Source organism: Nocardia amamiensis, assembly GCF_015477605.1.
GTDB classification, from domain to species: domain Bacteria; phylum Actinomycetota; class Actinomycetes; order Mycobacteriales; family Mycobacteriaceae; genus Nocardia; species Nocardia amamiensis_A.
Genome location: NZ_JADLQX010000031.1, coordinates 58,472 through 77,194 on the forward strand (window position 1 = coordinate 58,472; position 18,723 = coordinate 77,194).

The following is an 18,723-nucleotide window of genomic DNA, read 5'->3' on the forward strand; positions in this document are numbered from 1 at the left end:
TCACTACGCGTCCGGACGTAGGAATGCTCCGCCACGCTCGGTGCGCGGCGGCGGCGCGATCGAGCCGCGCCGTCGCCGAGTCCGACCGTCATCCGCGATAGCGGCGGAAGAACGCGCGCACGTCCGCCAGGAAAAGTTCCGGTTGTTCGGCAGCGGCGAAGTGCCCGCCCTCGGCGTATTCGGTGAAGTGCTCGATGTGGCCGTCCGGGTTCATCACCCGGTGCATCAGCGGATGCGTGTTGAACACCGCCCAACCCTGCGGAACGCCCGAAGGCGCGACCCAGTCCATCCCGGAATGCGCGGCCTCCCAGAGGAATTGAGCAGCGGAGGCGCCACTGCGGGTGAACCAGTAGATGCTGATGTTGGTCAGCAGCAGGTCACGATCGACCGCCGCGCCCTCCGGACGCGCCGGATCGGTCCACACCTGGAACTTCTCCGCGATCCAGCCGAGCTGCGCGATCGGCGAATCGGTGAGCGCGGCGGCGACCGCGTTCGGCTGGGTGTTCTGCAACACCAGGTATCCCTTCTGCTGCGCCCACTTCCCCTGCGCGGCTTCGATTCCCGCCAGTTCGTCAACAGTGAGTCCGCCGGGCATCGGAAGCTGCTCGCCCACCAGCCCCAGCATGCCTTGATCACTGTTGACGTGCGTCGCGATGACCCGCTCCGGATACAGCGCGGCCAATCGTCCGGTGACTCCGGCCCCGACATCGCCGCCCTGCGCCACGAACTTCTCGTAGCCGAGCCTGCTCATCAACTCCGCGAAAGCCTCTGTCGTGCGCGCCAGCTCCCAGCCCGTCGAAGCCACCGGCGTGGAGAACCCGAATCCGGGCAGCGACGGTATCACCACATGAAACGCGTCCGCCGGATCGCCGCCGTGCGACCGCGGATCGGTCAGCGGCCCGATCAGCTCCAGGAACTCCACCACCGACCCCGGGTAGCCGTGGGTGATCAACAGCGGAATCGCCTGCGGCTCCGGCGAGCGGACATGGAAGAAGTGGAAGGTCTGCCCGTCGATCTCGGTGGTGAACTGGTCGTAAGCGTTCAGCCGCGCCTCCTGCGCCCGCCAGTCGAAGTCGTCACGCCAGTACTCCGCCAGCTCCCGCAGGTATCGCGGCGCGATTCCGCGCTCCCAGTCCCCCTCGGTACCGGGCACCACGTGCGGAAGGCGCGCTCGGGTCAGTCGCTGCCGCAAGTCATCGAGCTCGCTCTGCGAGATGTCGATACGGAAGGGGCGGATCTGTGTCGTGTTGGTCATGGGAACTACTCTGTCGACCATTGCGGAAGAGTTTGTTCCGCAATACGCAATTCGTTTTCATCGGGCAACCGGCCCGAGCCCGCCACCGGATCCCATCGATGAGCTGCTGTAGGCGCTCCGTCGGTTCCGGCAGCGACGTCATCGGAGAACTGCAGGCGCACCTTGCCGTAGGTCTCGATCGGCCGATACTTGTTCTGTCGCCGTTCGTAGGCCCGCGTCGTCCCAGCATCGCTCGAGCACGCCGCGGGTACCGGTCCTGTTGCTGGGCGACTCAATTGGGTGGAAGAAGTGCGATTCCGAGCGCCCCTACGACGGGTCTCTCCTGCGCGGGGTTCGTGTCGACCACCAGCACTTCGACGGTGCCAACAGTTCCAGTCGGCAGGCCATCGGACATTTCGACCATGACCTGTAGCTCTATCTCGCCGCGGCCATCGAGTTCGAACCGCTTCGCTACGACCTGTCCGGCTTCGCTGATGGGGGATCCGTCGTGGTTGAGCAGCCGCAGCGTTGGGTGGGCGTCGGCGTTCTCGAATCCCAAGCTACCGGCGACCACCGCGCCGTGGTGGCCCTCGGCAGCGGCGACCTGCAGCTCGAGCTCAGCGTCATGGGGTAATGGGTTCGCGAGTTTGAACGGCACCAGCGCTGGCACGTTCGGCGCCACAGTGACGGACACAAGGTTGCGTTGGCCCCAGTGACGGTCACCGACCGGGTCGTACACGAGGCCGGCCTTGTCCTGCGGGTGCGAGACAATCGCCAACAGACAGATGTGATGAGGGGCGTCGGCAGGGATCTTTGCTGTCATCGTTGGGGTCCACGCCGTTGTGGGTACTAGGCGGTCTGGCATGACCGAAACAGTTGTCGCGCTGAAGACGTTCAGCTTCGAGAACCCCGCGGTCGGATCCGACCAGTAGACCACCACTGTGGCAATTTGTGCGCTGTTGCCACCTCCGGAGTTACGCACCCCAACGGACACGTGCAGGTCCTCACCGGGAGTGTAGGGGCTGGCCTTGATCGACTCGCACAGGTAGTAAACGACGCTGTTCGTCAGTGGCCGGTCCTCGCCGGTGTCCCAGTGGCCACCCGGGACGAGAGGCTTTGTCCAGTAAGGGATGCACAGGTACGGCCGGTTGTCGGCTGGTCCTTCCCGGTCTCGTTGGTCGCCGTTCATTCCTGCTCCTCGTAGGCCAAGACTTCTACTGCGACGGGGTCATCGTTGACCGATCCGCCAGCCCGCCAGCACAGATGGCCATCGCCGCGGTCGGCGTCGAGATCCAAATTGTCGGTGTCTTGCTGCCCCACCACGTTCTGCATCCACACCCTGAGTGCGGTCGCGGTCGCCTCCGACACATACGCCACCGGGGATGCATCAGGACCGAACGGTGACGGCCCCCTGACCGGGAATTCGATCGGCGAAGCGGGCGGCAGATGATAGGTGTTCACGGGATCTTCTTCGGGTCGGCGAGGCCACTCCTCGCGCGCGGGCAGCGAGGTGAACTGACCGTATAGCGGCATCCCCAAGAGCCCGTCTGGCATGATCAGCCCCGTCGAAGCGAGAAACCCATAGGCGCGTTCCATTGCCTCCCAGACGGTGTTGTGAGCGTCGAACAACATCGCAACGAGTTGTGCGGCATAAGGCTTGCCTACTATCACCGTCAAGGCCTCCGCGGTCACATTTGGATTCTGCGGGTTACCTGGATCGGTAGGATCCGGCGGATCCTGCTCCCAAATCTTTTGAAGCAGCATATTGTCCCAAAAAGTGCATGTATCGTCGCCTAACGCTTGGATAATGCACCGCGCGAATGCCTGGAGTACGTCGAGAAGAATGAGAACGGCCGCGATGATTCCGCAGACCGCGCCCGCTTTGCTGGCATCGTCCTTACCAGGACTTTGCGCCCCTGGGTTAGGGCCTCCGCCGTACTGGACGGCGACGCCCCCGCCATCTTGACCGACCACGTCGACATTTTGCGGACGCAGACTCGGTGGCGGGTTGGACGGGTCGGAATACAGCTTGGTCGTCCACGCGACCCCCGGCGGGGTTGGAACCGGTGGGCGGGAAAAGCGGGTCAACAGTTGCAAATGCTGGATCAGACGTCGGTGCCCAGTTGCGAGGTCAGGGAGCGGCTGAGTGGCGGCCAGATCGAAAGTCGCAGACAGACCGTCCTCGAGGAGTTGCTCCAACTCGCTGGGCAGAGCCGCCGGCAACGTGTCGGCCAGCTCACCCAGCGGCCGGGCAGCAGGATGCTGCTCGGCAAGCCAAGCCCCTACTGTGTTGCGTGCGAGGCGGTCACGCTGACGATGGCTTCGGCGGGGCCCGCCCACTGCGTGACCGAGGTAGGCCGATCCACTCGAGTTCGCACCGTAGCTGGCCACCACGCCGAGCGCGAAAGCCCGCTCGGCTGGACTGTTCGCGCGGTTCAATAGGTTACGGGTCAGCGCGTCGGTACGCCGCGCGTGAATGAGGTTTCCCCAGTCCCACTGATCGATCGGGATATCGCTCTGCCGGGGATGCTCGGGCACGTGTGAAAAGCTGAGAACAGCAGCGCGCAAGGCATCGATGTCAGGCCTTAACGCGTTGATTTCATACGCAATCTGTTGTGCTCGAACCACAGCAGTGTTGAAGCTGTCTGCCGACCCGGGGGCGGAGGGGTTCTCCATAGCATGCTCGAGGTCTGCGCGGACCGTCCCAATCTCACCGCACAGCGCCGTGCCCTTGGACCACAAGGCGGCCGCATCGTCGAGAAGAGCGAGTTCCGCACCGTCGGAGGCCGCGTGGACAAGGAGATGACCGTAAAAAGCACCGAGCAGCGCCGCTCGGGGGTGGGCGTTGCTGACGTCGATCGCCTCCTGCTGCGCTCCGGAAAGTTGGGGGTCCGGGAACGCTCCGCCCGATAGGGCACTCAGGAACTCGACGAGAGTTACGGCGTTCCCGTGATAGTCGAGCATCTCTGCATCCATTCGATCTGGGTGAATATGGCCACCGCTTGGCGCGAAGTTGGTCGGCCAGACGTAAGTCCGGGCTGCCGACATAATCGACAGGCTGATCCGTTCGAAGGGTCGTGCATCCGCCGAGGTGCCTTTCGGCAGTCTCGCGATCTCCGTAGTGTGGGTATGTCGCCTTCCATGACATTGTGGTCGGCTACCCCCGGACCTGCTTCACCTCTGACAGGTGAACTACTGCGCACTGCCAGAACCGACCACAGCCCACCATCACATTCCGGAGCCGTCAGATCGAGGATGAGAGCCAGTCACCGACGGCGGTGAGGTCCGTGTCGGCCGACCCGGTCCTGGAGTCGACGCGCACAAGTAGGGCGGATCCAGTGCGATGCGCGGAAACCCATGCACGGTCAAGATCAGCGATCTCGTCGTCGAGGCAAAGGAGCATCCCGCAGCCGCCGCAACTAGGGCCATCGTTCTCCAGTTCAGAGTATCGAGCGGATCTTCGTCCGGCGCGGCGGGAAGGTCGGCGACCGGCAATGGCGGGAGCCCCAGCAGTAGGCTTTAATGCGCATTTCTACATATCACCATTTCATCTTCCACGACGGCCCATGCCCTCGATAGCCACGCATGATCAAGGCAGCCTTCGCACTGAGCGGATGTCCGAAATTCCATCCACTACGATCGCGGTCACACCCCATCTCCCGCGCAAACCAGACGAAACCGTGTTCAACACCGCCCTGTGTCCGCCGACCGGCGGTGACCCCCGATGACCGCACCGGCCCCCCGGTGGCTCGGCGGTGTCGTGTTCACTCCCGGTCTGATGGCTTACACCGGTGATATCGGTGACACCGCGGCACATTCCCACGCCGCGGTGCAGGTGCTGCTGGTCACCGGCGGCGAAGTCACCCTCACCGACGGCAGCGGAGCCGTCGGCCGTGCCGACCTCGCGATCATCCCGCCCGGCGTCCGCCATGAAGTCCGGGCGACGCCAGGGACCGCCGGATTCCTGGCGTACCTCGACCCCGCCAGTACGGCTGGGCGCGCCGCCGTCGCGCGGTTGGCCGGGCAACCTGCCGATCGGGTGGACAGCTGGATCGCGGCAGCGGTCCCGAAGCGACCCAGCCGCCCGTCCCCGGCCCCGGCGCTTCCGCTGCCGCGGCGGACCACGCATCCGGTGGTGCTCGCCGCAATGAGGCTGGCCGATGCCGGCCCGGTTGGGCCACCCACACTCGGTGAGTTGGCCCGCCGGGTCGCGATGTCACCCAGTCGCCTTTCGCACTTGTTCGCCGCCGAGGTCGGGCTTCCCTATGCGTCGTGGCGGCGCTGGACGCGGCTGCACCGCGCCATCGATCAGGTCCGCGCGGGACGTTCGCTGACCGAGGCCGCCCACGCCGCCGGCTTCGCCGACAGCGCCCACCTCACCCGCACCTGCCGGGACCTGTTCGGCATCACCCCCACGGACGCCCTGCTAGCCACCGGGTGGCGCGGGGCACCCGGCTGAAACACCGATCAGGTCAGCCGATTTCTTCAAGCACCCGCCCGCGTCGCCCGGCGAGGCTCGAAACCATGACCACGTTCATCCAATCGGGCGTCCGCTACGGCTACGCGCCCCTGATGCTGCTCGGCATCAACGGCTTCGGCATCGCCCTGACCGCTTCTGGTGCCAACAAACTCTGGCTGCTCGTCCTGCTCGTTGTCGCGATCGCATTGTCGTTTGCCGCCGAACGCGTGCTGCCCTACGAATCGACCTGGAACGAGTCCCTCGAGGATTCCGGTCGCGATACCGCCCACGTCTTCGTCAACGAAACACTCATCCTGGCCAGTGTCGCCGCCATCCCCGCGCTCGCAGCGTTGCTTCCGGGCGACGGAATCTGGCCTGCGGCATTGCCTTTCGCCGTTCAGGTGCTGATCGCGGTCCTGTTCGCCGATCTCGGCATCACCCTCACCCACTACGCCAGCCACAAGATCGGCGTGCTGTGGCGCTTCCACGCCGTGCACCACAGCGTCAAACGCTTCTACGGCCTCAACGGCCTGATGAAACACCCGCTGCACCAGACGATCGAAATGACCGCAGGCGTCACCCCGCTGCTGCTACTCGGCATTCCTGTTTCGGTCGCCTCTTCCCTGTCGCTCGCCGTGGCTGTGCAGCTGCTGCTGCAGCATTCCAATGCCGACTACCGCATCGGCCCGCTCAAGCATGTGCTGGCCCTCAATGAAGGCCACCGTTTCCACCACCTCAAATGGGCGGGCATCGGCGACGTCAACTTCGGACTCTTCACCCTGCTCTGGGACCACCTCCTGCGCACCCACAGCTACGATCCAGCCCGCCGTTTCAGCAGCGACGACCTCGGCATGGCCGCCAAACCCGATTACCCGGTCGCCTACCTCGCCCAGCTCGCCGAACCGTTCACCGCGCACGGCGGCTGCCAGTTCAGCACCGCCGATGCCCCAGCCGCGGCAGCCCATGCCCGATCGGCCGACCCCAGCCGATCAGGCTCCGGTACTCAGACGATGGCTTGACCGAAACCGACCCACTCGGCCCCGCTCGGCAACCGGCTTCGACCAATTCTTGCTGAGCGGGACCAGCTGGGGTCTTCGCATCCCAGGCATCTCCTGCGACACCAGCGTGGGCACAGCGCCGGACACCCCGTATCCGATTGCCGGCATCACCGGGTATTCGAATCGATAAGTCGGACCAGCAGACCCGGGTTGCTCCCGTGGTCCACCGCGGGAAGCTATTCGGTCCAACGACCATCGGCTAGCTGAAGGCAAGTGGCTCGGGCGCCGCCCGCGGGAAGTTTCCAGCAGCTATTGAATCCAATGGGAGCTTGAGGGCGAACCCGCTACCAATGGATTATGAGAAGTAAGCCACCCGTCAAGCACTAGAGTTGCGGCGCTTCCCTCATTGGTTGGAGAGCTGTCGCACTTTGGCTGGTGCCCAGGGGGATTCGAGCAATGACCTGCCAGGAGTACGAATGCTGTTGACGCTCGAGCAAGACCATCACTGCCTCGGTGACAGCCACATCCGCGCTGTGGACTGTCGAGTTCGGTCTTGCGACTGCCGCAGCGGTGTCCGCTTCTGAAAAGGTCTCGGCATTGGGATAGCCGATCGTGACATGAGGATCGGACTGCGACGCCTTCACAGATGCTTCGGGATAGGCGGCCAACGTCGCTGAGCGGAGCGTTTTCTGAAGGATTCGCACTCGCCAGGCAGGCGAGACGTCGAACACGACGGCACCGCGAATGCTCCGCAGATGCTCGAATGAGATATCGAAGGGTGGCACATCCCGACAGGCCAGTACCGCGGCGGTCTTGACCGCGTCGAGTTGCTCCGGTGCGACTTCGCCGAAGTAGGCGATCCGGTCCAATGTCAGGTGCAAACTATCCGGAGGCGTTAGGTCGTAGTGAGGCAGGCTGATCGACGCTTGGCATTCCTTCACCAGCGCCAGCAATTCCGGTGACTGCTCGAAGGTCAGAAACCAGTAGTAGCCGAGCACGCCGAGACGGTCGTCATTGTGTCGCATGTTCTGCGACCCTCCGCCGACCTCCACGCTACCCATGCTGTTCATCGCAGTGGTTCATAATCTCGAGAGCGTCGCTCACAGCAGCAAGTTGCTGCGGCCTTCCCCACCGCGCGGCAGCGTCGTCAACGAACTCCGATGCCCGGCGTCTGACCTGCATCATCGGCTTACCTGTTGAAACGTCGAGCGCGTCGACCACGAGTGCTGCAGCGTAGTCCAAATCCGCTGCTGCGGATAGGACGTGCGACCGAGCCAAATCGATCATCACGAGAGCGCGACCCCACGGCGAATTGGCATAACTCATCTTCGGAAGCGCAAGCCGAACATAGTGTTCAACGCTGTCCGGCATCTTCAACGAGACGTACGCGGTCGCTGCATCCCGGCCACCTGCGCCGGGCTGTAGCTGCCAAGCGACACGCTGGATGGAACGCCCTCCGGCGCGTGGTTACACGACATGAGCTCATAGGCTTCCTCGACGACGCGATGGACGCCGTCGGCGTCACCGAGCTTGCCCATCGCCCGTGCGACACCGTTGATCATCAGCCGCACACTCTGCGGTCCAGATTGCGCATGGCGGAGACCATCTTGCGCCACTCGCACTGCCTCACCGTACCGCCCCGCGTAGTACTCGCAGAAGCTTTGCATGCCGCGCGCCCACGCCATGAGGTTCGGGTCCTGCGCGAAGTCGCCCAGTTGGAATGACTCCGAGCAATACGCGCGAGCCAAGCGGAAATCACCGCGCCCGACCGAGATGTAGCCAAGCAACCCCGACGTCTCGCTTGCGATTCCAAAGAGCTGGCGCCGTTGATCGGGATGGCTGAATTCAGCGAGGAGCGTGTCGACCCACCGCCGTTGCTTTACCAGGCCGGGAATGAGGGAAGACGGGATCGAGTGTCTCGTTGGGCAATGCTCGCGAGCGTGTTGTGTTGTGTTGTGCCGGATCGCGGGCATCTGGATCACCGCGGCTTCGACGTTCGTGCAGGCGGACGGCATGCTCGCCGAGTTCATGTGCCAGGTCTACCTGATGGGACTGACCGTGGAACGCGCCCAAGAGCTGCGGTGCATACACCGCGAGTATCCTCCGGACCAGTGCGTGGTTCATCTGGAGGCGGCGTACCTGCTGCTGGTCGCCGATGGCCTCTGAGCGATGCCGTCGTCGCTCCTATGCCTCTACGCCACGCGTCACGACGTTTGCGTGGCGGAAATTGTGGACGCACGCTGGTAGAACCTGAGCATGGCTGATCAGACCCGGTTTGCTCGGCTTGCGCTCGACCAAGTGGCCGCCGAGCTGGACCAGACCGCCTTTCGAGGTGGCTACCTCACCGCTGAGCGGATGCGTTTTCTCGCCACCAAGGTGCGCGAGGCGGGCGCGGTGTACGAGAACGTCATGGGATCGGAAAAGAACGCCGCGCCGTTCCTGTCATCGCCAGCCGGTGACGAATTGCAGTGCTAAGCCGGATGAGCCGAGTGTGATGGCGAGGATGCCGCCGAAGACCAAGGGGCGGTAGCCAGAGCTTCGTAATCGCTGCCAGGTCAGCGTGGTACCGATGGCGGCCAGGACCGCGGCGATCAGCCACGCGCTGACGTGACCGAGCGGGGACGTCCAGGAGGGCGGGATGACGCCTGCGCCCGCGATCACGGAGGCGGCGAGGAACAGCACGACGAAAGGCGGAATGCTGCGCCACAGTGGTGTACTCGTGGCGTCGGCTTTGTGCCGCATTCCCAGATGCAATCCGATGCACATGGGGACGATCGCCAGGCTGCGCACCAGTTTGACGATGACGGCGAAATGCGCCGCGGCCGAGCCGAAGGTTACGCCCGCGGCGAGTACCGAGGACGTGTCGTTGATGGCGGTGCCCGCCCACAGCCCGAATGCCTCCTGGGACAGGACGAGTAGGTGCCCCAGAGGCGGATAGACAAGAACGCCAACGAGATTGAAAACGAAGATCGTACCGAGCGCATAGGCGACGCGATCGCGGCCGGGTTTGATGACCGCGGTGGCCGCGGCGATCGCGGAGGCTCCGCAGATAGTAGTGCCCACCGCCACCAGAATGGCCGATTCCCGGTCGAGGGCGAGCAGGCGGCCGACGACGAGCGCGGTCAGCGCGCCGACGACCAGCGTGCCGATGAGCACGACCGCGGTGCGGCGGCCGACACCGACCACCGCTGCGACCGGCAGGCCGAGACCGAGCAGCACGATGGCCGTCCCCAGCAGGTGTTGCTGGGTCGCCGCGAGTCCGGGAGCGAAACGCTCGTCTCCGGCTCGCCGCGCGAACACGCCGAACGCCGCGCCGCCGAGCAACGCGAGCACGGGCGCGCCGACGACAGGAAGCACCGTGGCCAGGACGGTGGCGGCGGTCGCGAGGACCGCCGCGACGAGAAGGCCGGGACCGCGCTGGCGAAGAGCTGTCATCTTCTAGACGATCGCGGCCGGCGAACAGTCACGGTAGCCACCGCGAGCAGAGCACCTCATAAGCCGCGCTGATGGGGTGCGGATGCCGCGGGATCGTCGCGTGCGCATAATCTGCCCATGACGCTGCCGCCTGGGACACCTGATCTGGAGGTGCTCGATCTGCTCGTCTCCGTCGCGGAGCTGGGCAGTCTCGGTGCGGCCGCACGCAGGCACGGCATCAGCCAGCCCGCGGCGAGCATGCGGATCAGCGCCCTGGAGCGACGGCTGCGGTTACGGCTGCTGGATCGCGGTCCGACCGGCTCGGCGCTCACCGACGTGGGACGCGCCGTCGTAGGGCATGCACGCGGCGTGCTCGAGGCCGCGCGGGCCTTCGGTGCGGGGGTGGCCGCCCTCCATGCCGCGCACGTGCCGCACCTGCGCATCGCCGCGTCGAAAACCATCGCCGACCACCGGATTCCCCAGTGGCTCAGTGCCTTGCGTGCATCGTGCCCGGACCTGGCCGTGTCCCTGGAAGTGGACAACACCCGGCATGTCGCAGAACTGGTCCGGAATGCCGAGGCGGACATCGGTTTCGTGGAGGGTCCGCACCCGCCGCCCGGCCTCAGCAGCCGGGTGCTCGGTGCGGACGAACTGGTCGTCGTGGTCGCGCCTGGTCATCCGTGGGCGCGACGCCGCCATCCGCTGACGTTGCGCGAACTCGCCATCACCCCGCTGCTGTGGCGCGAGCCGGGCTCGGGAACCCGCGACACGGTGTGGGAGATCCTGGGTGCGGAGTGCCAGCCTGCTCGGCCCGCCGCCGAGCTGGGCTCGGCGGCGGCGATCGTCGCGGCGGCGCGGGCGGGGGTCGCGCCCGCGGTGCTGAGCCGGTTGATCGCGGCGCCCGACCTCGCCAGCGGAGCCCTCGCGGAGGTGCGCGTGGCGAGCTCGGTGGTGCTCACCAGAAAGTTTCGCGCGATCTGGCGCCGTCAGGCGCCGCCGTCGGGACCGGCGGAAATCTTGGCCCGGTGCGCCGCCGACGACGGCGAACGTGGCGCGGGCAACTGGTGATACTGCTGTTCTGCCGAGTATTCCCGCAGGTAGAGCGGTTGCAGAAAAGCAGATAACTGGCGTAACCATTCGGTAATTGCGCGAAACGTCGCACGTAACGATCTGTTTCCAGCATTTGCCGCATGACAGCCAGGACGTACCAGGGCCACCCGCCCGGCAACCGAGATCTGGGGACCACGCGGCGCACCGCTCCCGCCCGCCGGATCAGGGACATCCTGCGGGCACGAATCCGCAGCGGCGTGTACGGCAACCGGCCACTGCCGTCCGAAGCACAGCTGGCCGCGGACTTCGACACCAGCCGCAACATCGTGCGTGACGCGCTCGCGCTGCTGCGCGACGAGGGACTCGTGGACCGGGTTCCAGGTGCGGGCACCTTTGTCGTCGCGGACAAGGCGGTCCAGGGTCTCGACCGGCTGCGTGGCCTCGCCGAAACCTTCGAGACCGGCAGCGACCGGGTGGTGAACCGGGTCCTGCTCGCGGAGGTGGTGCCCGCGACGCCCATCGTCGCCGAACGGCTGGAACTGGAACCGGCCACGCCGGTGGTCGTCCTGGAGCGAATCCGCTATCTCGACGGCGCACCGCTGTCGCTGGACGCCAGCTATCTCACCGCCGACGTCGGCGCGCCGCTGCTGGAGCTGGATCTGACCGGTTGCGACGTTTTCGGCCTGCTGGAAGCCGAACTCGGACTGCCGCTCGGCGCCGCCGCCGTCTCGATCGAGGCGGTCGCCGCCGATCCGACTGTGGCGGGACTGCTCGAGGTGCGGCCGGGATCACCGCTGCTGTTCCTGGAGCGCCTCACCTACACCGATTCCGGCAGGCCCATCGACCTCGAGTACGTCCGCTACCGCGGTGACCGTTTCTCGCTGTCGGGCCGCCTGCACCGCACGCCGGTCACGCCGAACCGCGGTGCGGCCGGACCGAACGAAAGGGGCTGACCCGAGATGACCATGCAAATCCCACCGGTCGCACAACGCACGGAACTGAGTTGCGATGTGCTCGTCGTCGGCGGCGGCACCGCGGGAACGATGGCCGCGCTCACCGCCGCGCGGCACGGCGCGAGCGTCCTGTTGCTGGAAAAGGCCCATGTCCGGCATTCGGGTGCGCTGGCGATGGGCATGGACGGCGTCAACAACGCCGTCGTGCCCGGCAAGGCGAGTCCGGAGGACTATGTCGCCGACATCACCATCGCCAACGACGGAATCGTCAACCAGCGCACCGTGTATCAGACCGCGACCCGCGGTTTCGAGATGGTGCAGCGGCTGGAGGGCTACGGGGTCAAGTTCGAGAAGGACGAGCACGGCGAGTACGCGGTCCGCAAGGTGCACCGGTCCGGCAGCTACGTGCTGCCCATGCCGGAGGGCCGGGACGTGAAGAAGGTGCTCTACCGCACGCTGCGCGCCAGGGACGTCCGGGCGAAAGTGACGATCAGCAATCGGGTGATGCCCGTGCGGGTACTCACGGTCGCCGGGCGCGCTGTCGGTGCAGTCGGATTCGACACGCGCACCGGGGACTTCGTCACGATCTCGGCGGGAGCGGTGATCCTGGCCACCGGCGCATGCGGCCGCCTCGGCCTGCCCGCCAGCGGCTACCTCTACGGCACCTACGAGAACCCGACGAACGCGGGCGACGGCTACGCGATGGCCTACCATGCGGGCGCCGAGCTGTCGGGCATCGAATGCTTCCAGATCAACCCGCTGATCAAGGATTACAACGGCCCGGCCTGCGCGTATGTCGCCAATCCGTTCGGCGGCTACCAGGTCAACGCCGAGGGCAACCGCTTCGTCGACTGCGACTATTGGTCCGGCCAGATGATGGCGGAGGTCAAGCGAGAACTCGACAGCGCGCGCGGACCGATCTACCTCAAGCTCAGCCACCTGCCCGACGCCACCATCCGCCAGATCGAAGGCATTCTGCACACCACCGAGCGGCCGACGCGCGGCACCTTCCATGCCGGTCGCGGCACCGACTACCGCAGCCGTGACATCGAGATGCACATCTCCGAAATCGGTTTGTGCAGTGGGCATTCCGCCTCCGGCGTGTGGGTCGACGAGCACGCCGCGACGACCGTGCCCGGCCTGTACGCCGCGGGCGACATGGCGCTGGTGCCGCACAACTACATGATCGGCGCCTTCGTCTACGGCGATATCGCAGGCGAGAACGCCAGCGACTACGCGCGCGGCGCGGCCCGGCCCGCGCTCCCGGAGGATCAGATCGAAGCCGCGCACGAGCTGATCTACCGTCCACTGAACAATCCGGACGGACCGCCGCAGCAGCAGGTCGAGTACAAGCTGCGTCGTTTCGTGAACGACTATCTCCAGCCGCCCAAGACACAGAGCTATCTGACCCTCGGACTGGAGGCGTTCGAGCGGATGCACGCCGATATCGCGCAGATGGGCGGCCACACCCCGCACGAACTCATGCGCTGCGCCGAAGTCACGTTCATCCGGGACTGCGCGGAGATGGCCGCTCGGGCGTCATTGCGGCGCACCGAAAGCCGCTGGGGCCTCTATCACCAGCGCTCCGACCGGCCGGAACGCGACGACGCCGAATGGTTCTGCCACCTCAATCTGTTCCGCGGGGAAACCGGCGACATGCAGTTCAGGACGCGGCCGGTGGCGCCGTACATCGTTCCCGTGCCCGGCTTCATCCGTCCCGATGGGGTCGCTGACGTCGCCGCGCCGGAACTGGTCGGCGCATGGGGTGCGCGATGAGCGCGCGGCTGCTCGAGCTGATGGATCTGGCCGAGGAATGTCCAGAGCTCGACGAACTGCGCCCGTTCCTCACCGACGCCGATCCCGAAGTACGCCGGGCCGCCCTGTCGGTGCTCAGCGAGACCACCGAGGAGTGGACCGAGTCCTCCCCGCTCGTCGCGGCCGGGCTGAGCGACCCGGACGTGACCGTCCGGCACGCCGCGATCGGCCTGCTGACCGAACTGCTCGAGGTGCTCGTCGCGGGTCCGGAGTTCGACGCGGCGTTGCGCACCTGCGTAACCGCGGATGAGCCCGCGGTGCGTTCGGCGGCGATCGAAGCGCTCTGGCGGCATCGCCGGACCGGCGCGGCCGAACTGTCCATCTGGCTCGCCGACTCGAACGTCGAGGTGCGCCGCACCGTCGTGAGCGGCTTGACATCCGTCGACGCGCTCGACGAGCTGGCCGCCGCGGCGGCGGATCCGGACCCGCTGGTCCGGATTGCGGTGGCGAAAGGCGTTGCGGCGGTAAGTGATCCACGGGGAGCCGCGACGCTGATCGGGTTGGCGGAGGACGCCGTGGCGCTGGTTCGCGCGGCCGCATTGACGGGGCTTGCGCAGACCGGCTGCGGCGACGCCGCCGCCTCCGTCGCCGCGGCGGCGATCACCGACCCCGCCTGGCAGGTGCGCCAGGGCGCGGCGATCGCGTTGTCGGCCGCCGACCCCGAATACGCCGCGCCGCACCTCATCGCCGCGGTCACCGACGACAACCTCGATGTCCGCAAGGCGGCCGTTCGCGCCCTCGCCGAACGGATCGCGGAATACCCCGAGGTCACCGCCGCCCTCCAGACCGCACTGGAAGACCCGGACGCCGATGTCCGCGCCTTCGCCCGCATCGGCATTGCCAACTCTCGGAAGGAACACTGATGGCCCAGGTCAACACTCGGATCGACGTGCCGGTCACCGTCGACGAGCAGAAATGTATCGACGGCTGCACGCTGTGCGTCGACATGTGCCCGCTGGACTCGCTCGCGATCCACCCCGGTACCGGGAAGGCGTACATGCACGTCGACGAATGCTGGTACTGCGGACCGTGCGCCGCGCGCTGCCCGGTCGGGGCAGTGACCGTCAACATCCCGTACTTGCTGCGCTGATACCGGACGGGAGAGCGACGAGATGAGGGCACCACGCATGACCGCACGGCACACCGCGACACTGATACTGGCGATCGCCACCGCCGCGACCCTGGTCGCGGGCTGCGGCGCGGCCGACGACGGCAACACCGTCACCGTGAACATCGGCTACCAATCCAAGACCATCAACACCGTCACCGCGGGCACACTGCTGCGTGATCGCGGCACGTTCGAGGCGAAGCTCGCCGAACTCGGCAAGGCCAAAGGCGTCAGCTACCGGGTCGAGTGGAAGGATTTCGCGTCCGGGCCACCGCTGACCGCGCAGATGCTGGCCGGCCAGGTGGACATCGGGTCGATGGGCGATGCGCCGATCCTGGTGAACGGATCGAAGACCCGTGAACACCCGGATGTGAAGACCGAACTGATCTCGGTGACCGGCTACAATCTGCGCGGTTCACTGAATCAAGTTGTCGTGCCGCGGGATTCCCCTGCCGCGATCTTGAGCGACCTGCGGGGCAAGGTCGTCTCGACCAGCGTGGGTTCCGCCGCGCACGGCATGTTGGTCACCGGGCTGTCCGGCGCCGGGATGACGATCGAGGACGTGAAACTGCTCGGCCAGGACCCGGCCGTCGGTGCGTCCGCCTTGCAGGGTGACCAGGCGGCGGCACTGGCCCAGTTCGTCCCGTGGCCGCAAAAGCTCGTCTTCGACGGCAAGGCACGATTGCTCTACGACGGTGGCAGCGCTGGCATCCCGACGTTCCACGCCGTCGTCGCGAACGAACGGTTCGGGGAGCGCAATCCGGACATCGTCACCGCGTTCCTCGCCGCCCAGCGCGAAACCGCCGACTACCTCAACCAGCATCCGCTCGGGGCAGCCCAGCGCGTCGCGGAACTCACGGGCATTCCGGCGGAGGTGGTCTATCTCTACAACGGCCCCAATGGGTTGGTGAGTTTCGACCAGACCATCAAACAGCCCCTTGTCGACGCCCTCGCGAAACTGCTTCCCTTTCTCAAAGGGCTCGGCGCTGTCGCCGATCTGAACCTGGACGACTTCATCGACGACAAGTACGTGCGCGCGCTCTACGGCGGCGACTACGAGGCGCAGCGCGCGAGCACCACTGCGCCGAGTCCGCTGACCGGCACCGATACGGTGTGCGGCGGCGGCGTGAACAACCCGGCCACCGCGTCCGAGGTGTGGTTCAAAGGGCAGGACAGCACGATGACCAACCGGACACCGACCTGCCTGCTGCGCCAGATCGCCCAGCACGGCGGTGCGGTCCGGATGGCCTACGTGCCCGACGCCGTGACCGGCACGCGCATCTTCGCCACAACCGCCAGCTGGGTGAGTGATCCGGCCGCCGGACCCGACGACCGGCTGCTCCCGTTCGCGGTCGATGCGGACGCGAGGGCCTATGTGAACAGCCACCCAGGCAGCTCGATTCTCGACTACGCCTCAGCGTTGCAGGCGCGCTAGCCATTTCCCGATCGAGACCAGGAGGCTCGACATGACGGTATCCGCGGAACCGATTCCCGTGATCCAGACAACGATTCCCGAGTCCGAAGCAACCGAACGGACCGATGCGCGTCCGGTGCCGATGCGCCTGCCGCGCCGATTGCGCGCCGCGCTGCTCACCGCGGCGCCGCTGGCGGCCCTGGTGCTGCTCTGGTACCTGCTCACCGCCAATCAGGTGGTGTTCTGGCTCCGATTCGACAAGATCCCGACCCCAGCGGAGGTTTTCGACTCCTTCCGCACGCAGTTCGGTACCGCCGCCTACTACGGCAACATCCTGTCCAGCACCCGGCGCATCATGGTCGGCTTCGGGCTGGCCACCGTCAGCGGTGTGCTGGCCGGTATGGCCATCGGTCGGTCGCGGCTGGTCAGCGCACTGGTGCGCCCGGTGCTCGAGGTGTTCCGGCCGATTCCGGCTATCGCGTTGGTGCCCTTGGCGATTCTGCTGTTCCCCACCGGCGAGCAGGGCATCGTGTTCATCACCTTCTTCGCCGCCTTCTTCCCGGTGGCGGTCAGCACCATCCACGCGATGCACGCACTGCCGAAAGTCTGGGAGGAGGCCGCACGCACGCTCGGCGCCCGGCGCTGGGAAATCCTGTTCCGGATCGCGCTTCCCGGCGCCCTGCCCGGCATCTTCTCCGGACTGTCCGTGGCCATGGGTGTGGCCTGGATCTGCGTCATCAGTGCCGAGATGATCTCCGGTCAGTTCGGGATCGGCTACTTCACCTGGCAGGCCTACGGGCTGCTCGACTATGCGAGCGTCGTGGTCGGCATGCTGTCGATCGGCATGCTCGGCTGGGCGACGGCGTGGCTGGTCGAGCTGGCCGGTCGCCGGGTGAACCGCTGGCTGCCGAGGTCGGTCCGATGAGCGAGCGAACGATCGCCACAGCAGACCACAACATAGCCGAGCGTCGGCGAGGTGGCGTCATCAGCGGCGGGGCCGACGTGCGGATGCACGGGCTACGGATCGCCTACGGTGACAGCATCGCCGCGGAGGTCGACCTGGAGGTCGATCCCGGCGAGATCGTGGTGCTGCTCGGACCTTCCGGATGCGGCAAGTCGACGATCCTGCGCGCGATGGCGGGTCTGCTCGAGCCGGTGGGTGGAACCGCGGAGGTGGCTGGGCAGTCCGTCGGCGCGGCCGGGGTGCAGTGCGCGATGGTGTTCCAGGAGGATGCGCTCCTGCCGTGGCGCACTGCGCGCAAGAACGTGGAGTTCGCCTTGCGGCTGCGTGGGGTGCCGCGCAAGGCGCGCCGCGCGGAGGCGCTCGAGCTGCTGGACCAGGTGGGGCTGAACGGATTCGGCGATCACCTCCCCGGCGCATTGTCCGGCGGCATGCGCCAGCGGGTGCAGCTGGCTCGCACCTTGGCCGCGCAACCGCGCGTGCTGTTGATGGACGAGCCGTTCGGCGCGCTGGACGCGCAGACCCGCGCCGACATGCAACGGCTGCTGATCTCGGTGTGGCAGCGGAACAAGACCACCATCCTGTTCGTCACCCACGACGTCGACGAGGCGCTGCTGCTCGCAGACCGGGTCGTGCTGCTGACACCACGCCCGGCACGCATCCAGCGCGTCGTCACCATCGACAACCCGCGGGCGCCGGGTGCCCGGTTCGAACCCGAATTCGCCCGCAGGCGCTACGAGATTCTGGCCGCGCTCGGCGAGACGGACCTGACCGACGAGCCCGTCGGCGTGGCCACCACGGCAAGTCCGCACAAGTGAGGAGCAGACCATGACCTTCGTCATCGGCGCGCCCTGCGTCGACATCATGGACCGGGCCTGTGTGGAGGAGTGCCCGGTGGACTGCATCTACGTCGGTGGCCGCATGGCCTACATCCAGCCGACCGAATGCGTGGATTGTGGCGCGTGCGAACCGGTCTGCCCGGTCGAGGCGATCTACCTCGACACCGACATGCCCAGCGACCAGCGGCAGTTCGTCGCGGAGAACGCCCGGTTCTTCGCCGAACCGCTGCCGGGGCGCACCGAGGCCCTGGGGTCTCCCGGCAGCGCGGCCAAAGCCGGTGAGCTGGGCGTGGACACCCCCTTCGTGCAGGCGTTCACGAAATGACAGGGGCGAAACGTCCACTTCGCGTGGCGATCGTGGGCGCCGGACCGGCCGGGATCTACGCCGCCGACGCGTTGATGAAGGCGTTGCCGGGTCGCTCCGCAGGCTCCGCTCCCAGCGATGCCGAGGTCGGTATCGACCTGTTCGAGCGCATGC

The 18,723-nt window shown here is 66.5% G+C and carries 17 protein-coding genes and 1 pseudogene; 12 read left to right on the top strand and 6 right to left on the bottom strand.

Annotation, left to right across the window (positions count from 1 at the left end):
* Positions 1-88 precede the first annotated feature (88 nt).
* From IU459_RS30085 to IU459_RS30095, 3 genes are all read right to left on the bottom strand, one after another.
* A complete protein-coding gene (locus IU459_RS30085; protein ID WP_195132971.1) occupies positions 89-1,255 on the bottom strand; it encodes an epoxide hydrolase family protein in 1,167 nt (388 codons plus the stop codon).
* A gap of 271 nt (positions 1,256-1,526) precedes the next feature.
* The gene (locus IU459_RS30090) at positions 1,527-2,423 is read right to left on the bottom strand and encodes a hypothetical protein (RefSeq protein ID WP_195132972.1); all 897 of its coding nucleotides are present in this window, start codon (positions 2,421-2,423) and stop codon (positions 1,527-1,529) included.
* A complete protein-coding gene (locus IU459_RS30095; protein ID WP_195132973.1) occupies positions 2,420-4,198 on the bottom strand; it encodes a hypothetical protein in 1,779 nt (592 codons plus the stop codon). Before IU459_RS30095 ends, IU459_RS30090 begins: the two co-directional genes overlap by 4 nt.
* A 760-nt stretch (positions 4,199-4,958) precedes the next feature.
* Between IU459_RS30095 and IU459_RS30100 the strand changes: the two genes are divergently transcribed.
* Both IU459_RS30100 and IU459_RS30105 read left to right on the top strand, forming a co-directional pair.
* Positions 4,959-5,693 carry a helix-turn-helix transcriptional regulator gene (locus IU459_RS30100; protein ID WP_195132974.1) on the top strand — a complete coding sequence of 245 codons (735 nt, stop codon included), beginning with the start codon at positions 4,959-4,961 and terminating at the stop codon, positions 5,691-5,693.
* Between the two features lie 65 nt (positions 5,694-5,758).
* Positions 5,759-6,712 carry a sterol desaturase family protein gene (locus IU459_RS30105; RefSeq protein ID WP_195132975.1) on the top strand — a complete coding sequence of 318 codons (954 nt, stop codon included), beginning with the start codon at positions 5,759-5,761 and terminating at the stop codon, positions 6,710-6,712.
* A gap of 362 nt (positions 6,713-7,074) precedes the next feature.
* Here IU459_RS30105 and IU459_RS30110 read toward each other — a convergent pair whose 3' ends face one another.
* Positions 7,075-7,761, bottom strand: coding sequence for a 2'-5' RNA ligase family protein (locus IU459_RS30110; RefSeq protein ID WP_195132976.1), 687 nt, complete (start codon positions 7,759-7,761; stop codon positions 7,075-7,077).
* A gap of 303 nt (positions 7,762-8,064) precedes the next feature.
* Positions 8,065-8,721 (bottom strand): tetratricopeptide repeat protein, encoded by a 657-nt coding sequence (locus IU459_RS30115; RefSeq protein ID WP_195132977.1) that lies wholly within the window; start codon positions 8,719-8,721, stop codon positions 8,065-8,067.
* On the opposite strand from IU459_RS30115, the gene IU459_RS30120 reads away from it, so the two are divergent.
* Positions 8,705-8,857: a hypothetical protein gene (locus IU459_RS30120; protein WP_195132978.1), complete on the top strand. Its 153-nt coding sequence runs from the start codon at positions 8,705-8,707 to the stop codon at positions 8,855-8,857. The two genes, IU459_RS30115 and IU459_RS30120, sit on opposite strands and share 17 nt — an antisense overlap.
* 90 nt (positions 8,858-8,947) lie before the next feature.
* On the top strand, positions 8,948-9,166 hold the full coding sequence (locus IU459_RS30125) for a hypothetical protein (protein WP_195132979.1): 219 nt from the start codon (positions 8,948-8,950) through the stop codon (positions 9,164-9,166).
* Here IU459_RS30125 and IU459_RS30130 read toward each other — a convergent pair.
* A complete protein-coding gene (locus IU459_RS30130) occupies positions 9,134-10,126 on the bottom strand; it encodes a YeiH family protein (RefSeq protein ID WP_195132980.1) in 993 nt (330 codons plus the stop codon). The genes IU459_RS30125 and IU459_RS30130 overlap by 33 nt on opposite strands.
* 117 nt (positions 10,127-10,243) lie before the next feature.
* On the opposite strand from IU459_RS30130, the gene IU459_RS30135 reads away from it, so the two are divergent.
* The 8 genes and pseudogenes from IU459_RS30135 (at position 10,244) to fdxA (ending at position 18,570) form a co-directional block, all read left to right on the top strand.
* Positions 10,244-11,173: a LysR family transcriptional regulator gene (locus IU459_RS30135; RefSeq protein ID WP_195132981.1), complete on the top strand. Its 930-nt coding sequence runs from the start codon at positions 10,244-10,246 to the stop codon at positions 11,171-11,173.
* 122 nt (positions 11,174-11,295) lie between these two features.
* Complete coding sequence (locus tag IU459_RS30140) at positions 11,296-12,108, top strand: GntR family transcriptional regulator (protein WP_195132982.1); 813 nt, start codon at positions 11,296-11,298, stop codon at positions 12,106-12,108.
* A 12-nt stretch (positions 12,109-12,120) separates the two neighbouring features.
* Positions 12,121-14,786 (top strand): annotated as a pseudogene (locus IU459_RS30145) (fumarate reductase/succinate dehydrogenase flavoprotein subunit).
* Positions 14,786-15,013 carry a 4Fe-4S dicluster domain-containing protein gene (locus IU459_RS30150; RefSeq protein WP_195132983.1) on the top strand — a complete coding sequence of 76 codons (228 nt, stop codon included), beginning with the start codon at positions 14,786-14,788 and terminating at the stop codon, positions 15,011-15,013. The pseudogene IU459_RS30145 and the gene IU459_RS30150 overlap by 1 nt, the downstream one beginning before the upstream one ends.
* A 37-nt stretch (positions 15,014-15,050) precedes the next feature.
* Positions 15,051-16,466 (top strand): ABC transporter substrate-binding protein, encoded by a 1,416-nt coding sequence (locus IU459_RS30155; RefSeq protein WP_228838720.1) that lies wholly within the window; start codon positions 15,051-15,053, stop codon positions 16,464-16,466.
* Between the two features lie 31 nt (positions 16,467-16,497).
* The gene (locus IU459_RS30160; RefSeq protein ID WP_195132985.1) at positions 16,498-17,370 is read left to right on the top strand and encodes an ABC transporter permease; all 873 of its coding nucleotides are present in this window, start codon (positions 16,498-16,500) and stop codon (positions 17,368-17,370) included.
* Between the two features lie 83 nt (positions 17,371-17,453).
* Positions 17,454-18,224, top strand: a complete 771-nt coding sequence (locus tag IU459_RS30165) for an ABC transporter ATP-binding protein (protein ID WP_195132996.1) — start codon at positions 17,454-17,456, stop codon at positions 18,222-18,224.
* A gap of 10 nt (positions 18,225-18,234) precedes the next feature.
* Positions 18,235-18,570 carry a ferredoxin gene (fdxA, locus tag IU459_RS30170; RefSeq protein ID WP_195132986.1) on the top strand — a complete coding sequence of 112 codons (336 nt, stop codon included), beginning with the start codon at positions 18,235-18,237 and terminating at the stop codon, positions 18,568-18,570.
* Positions 18,571-18,723 lie beyond the last annotated feature (153 nt).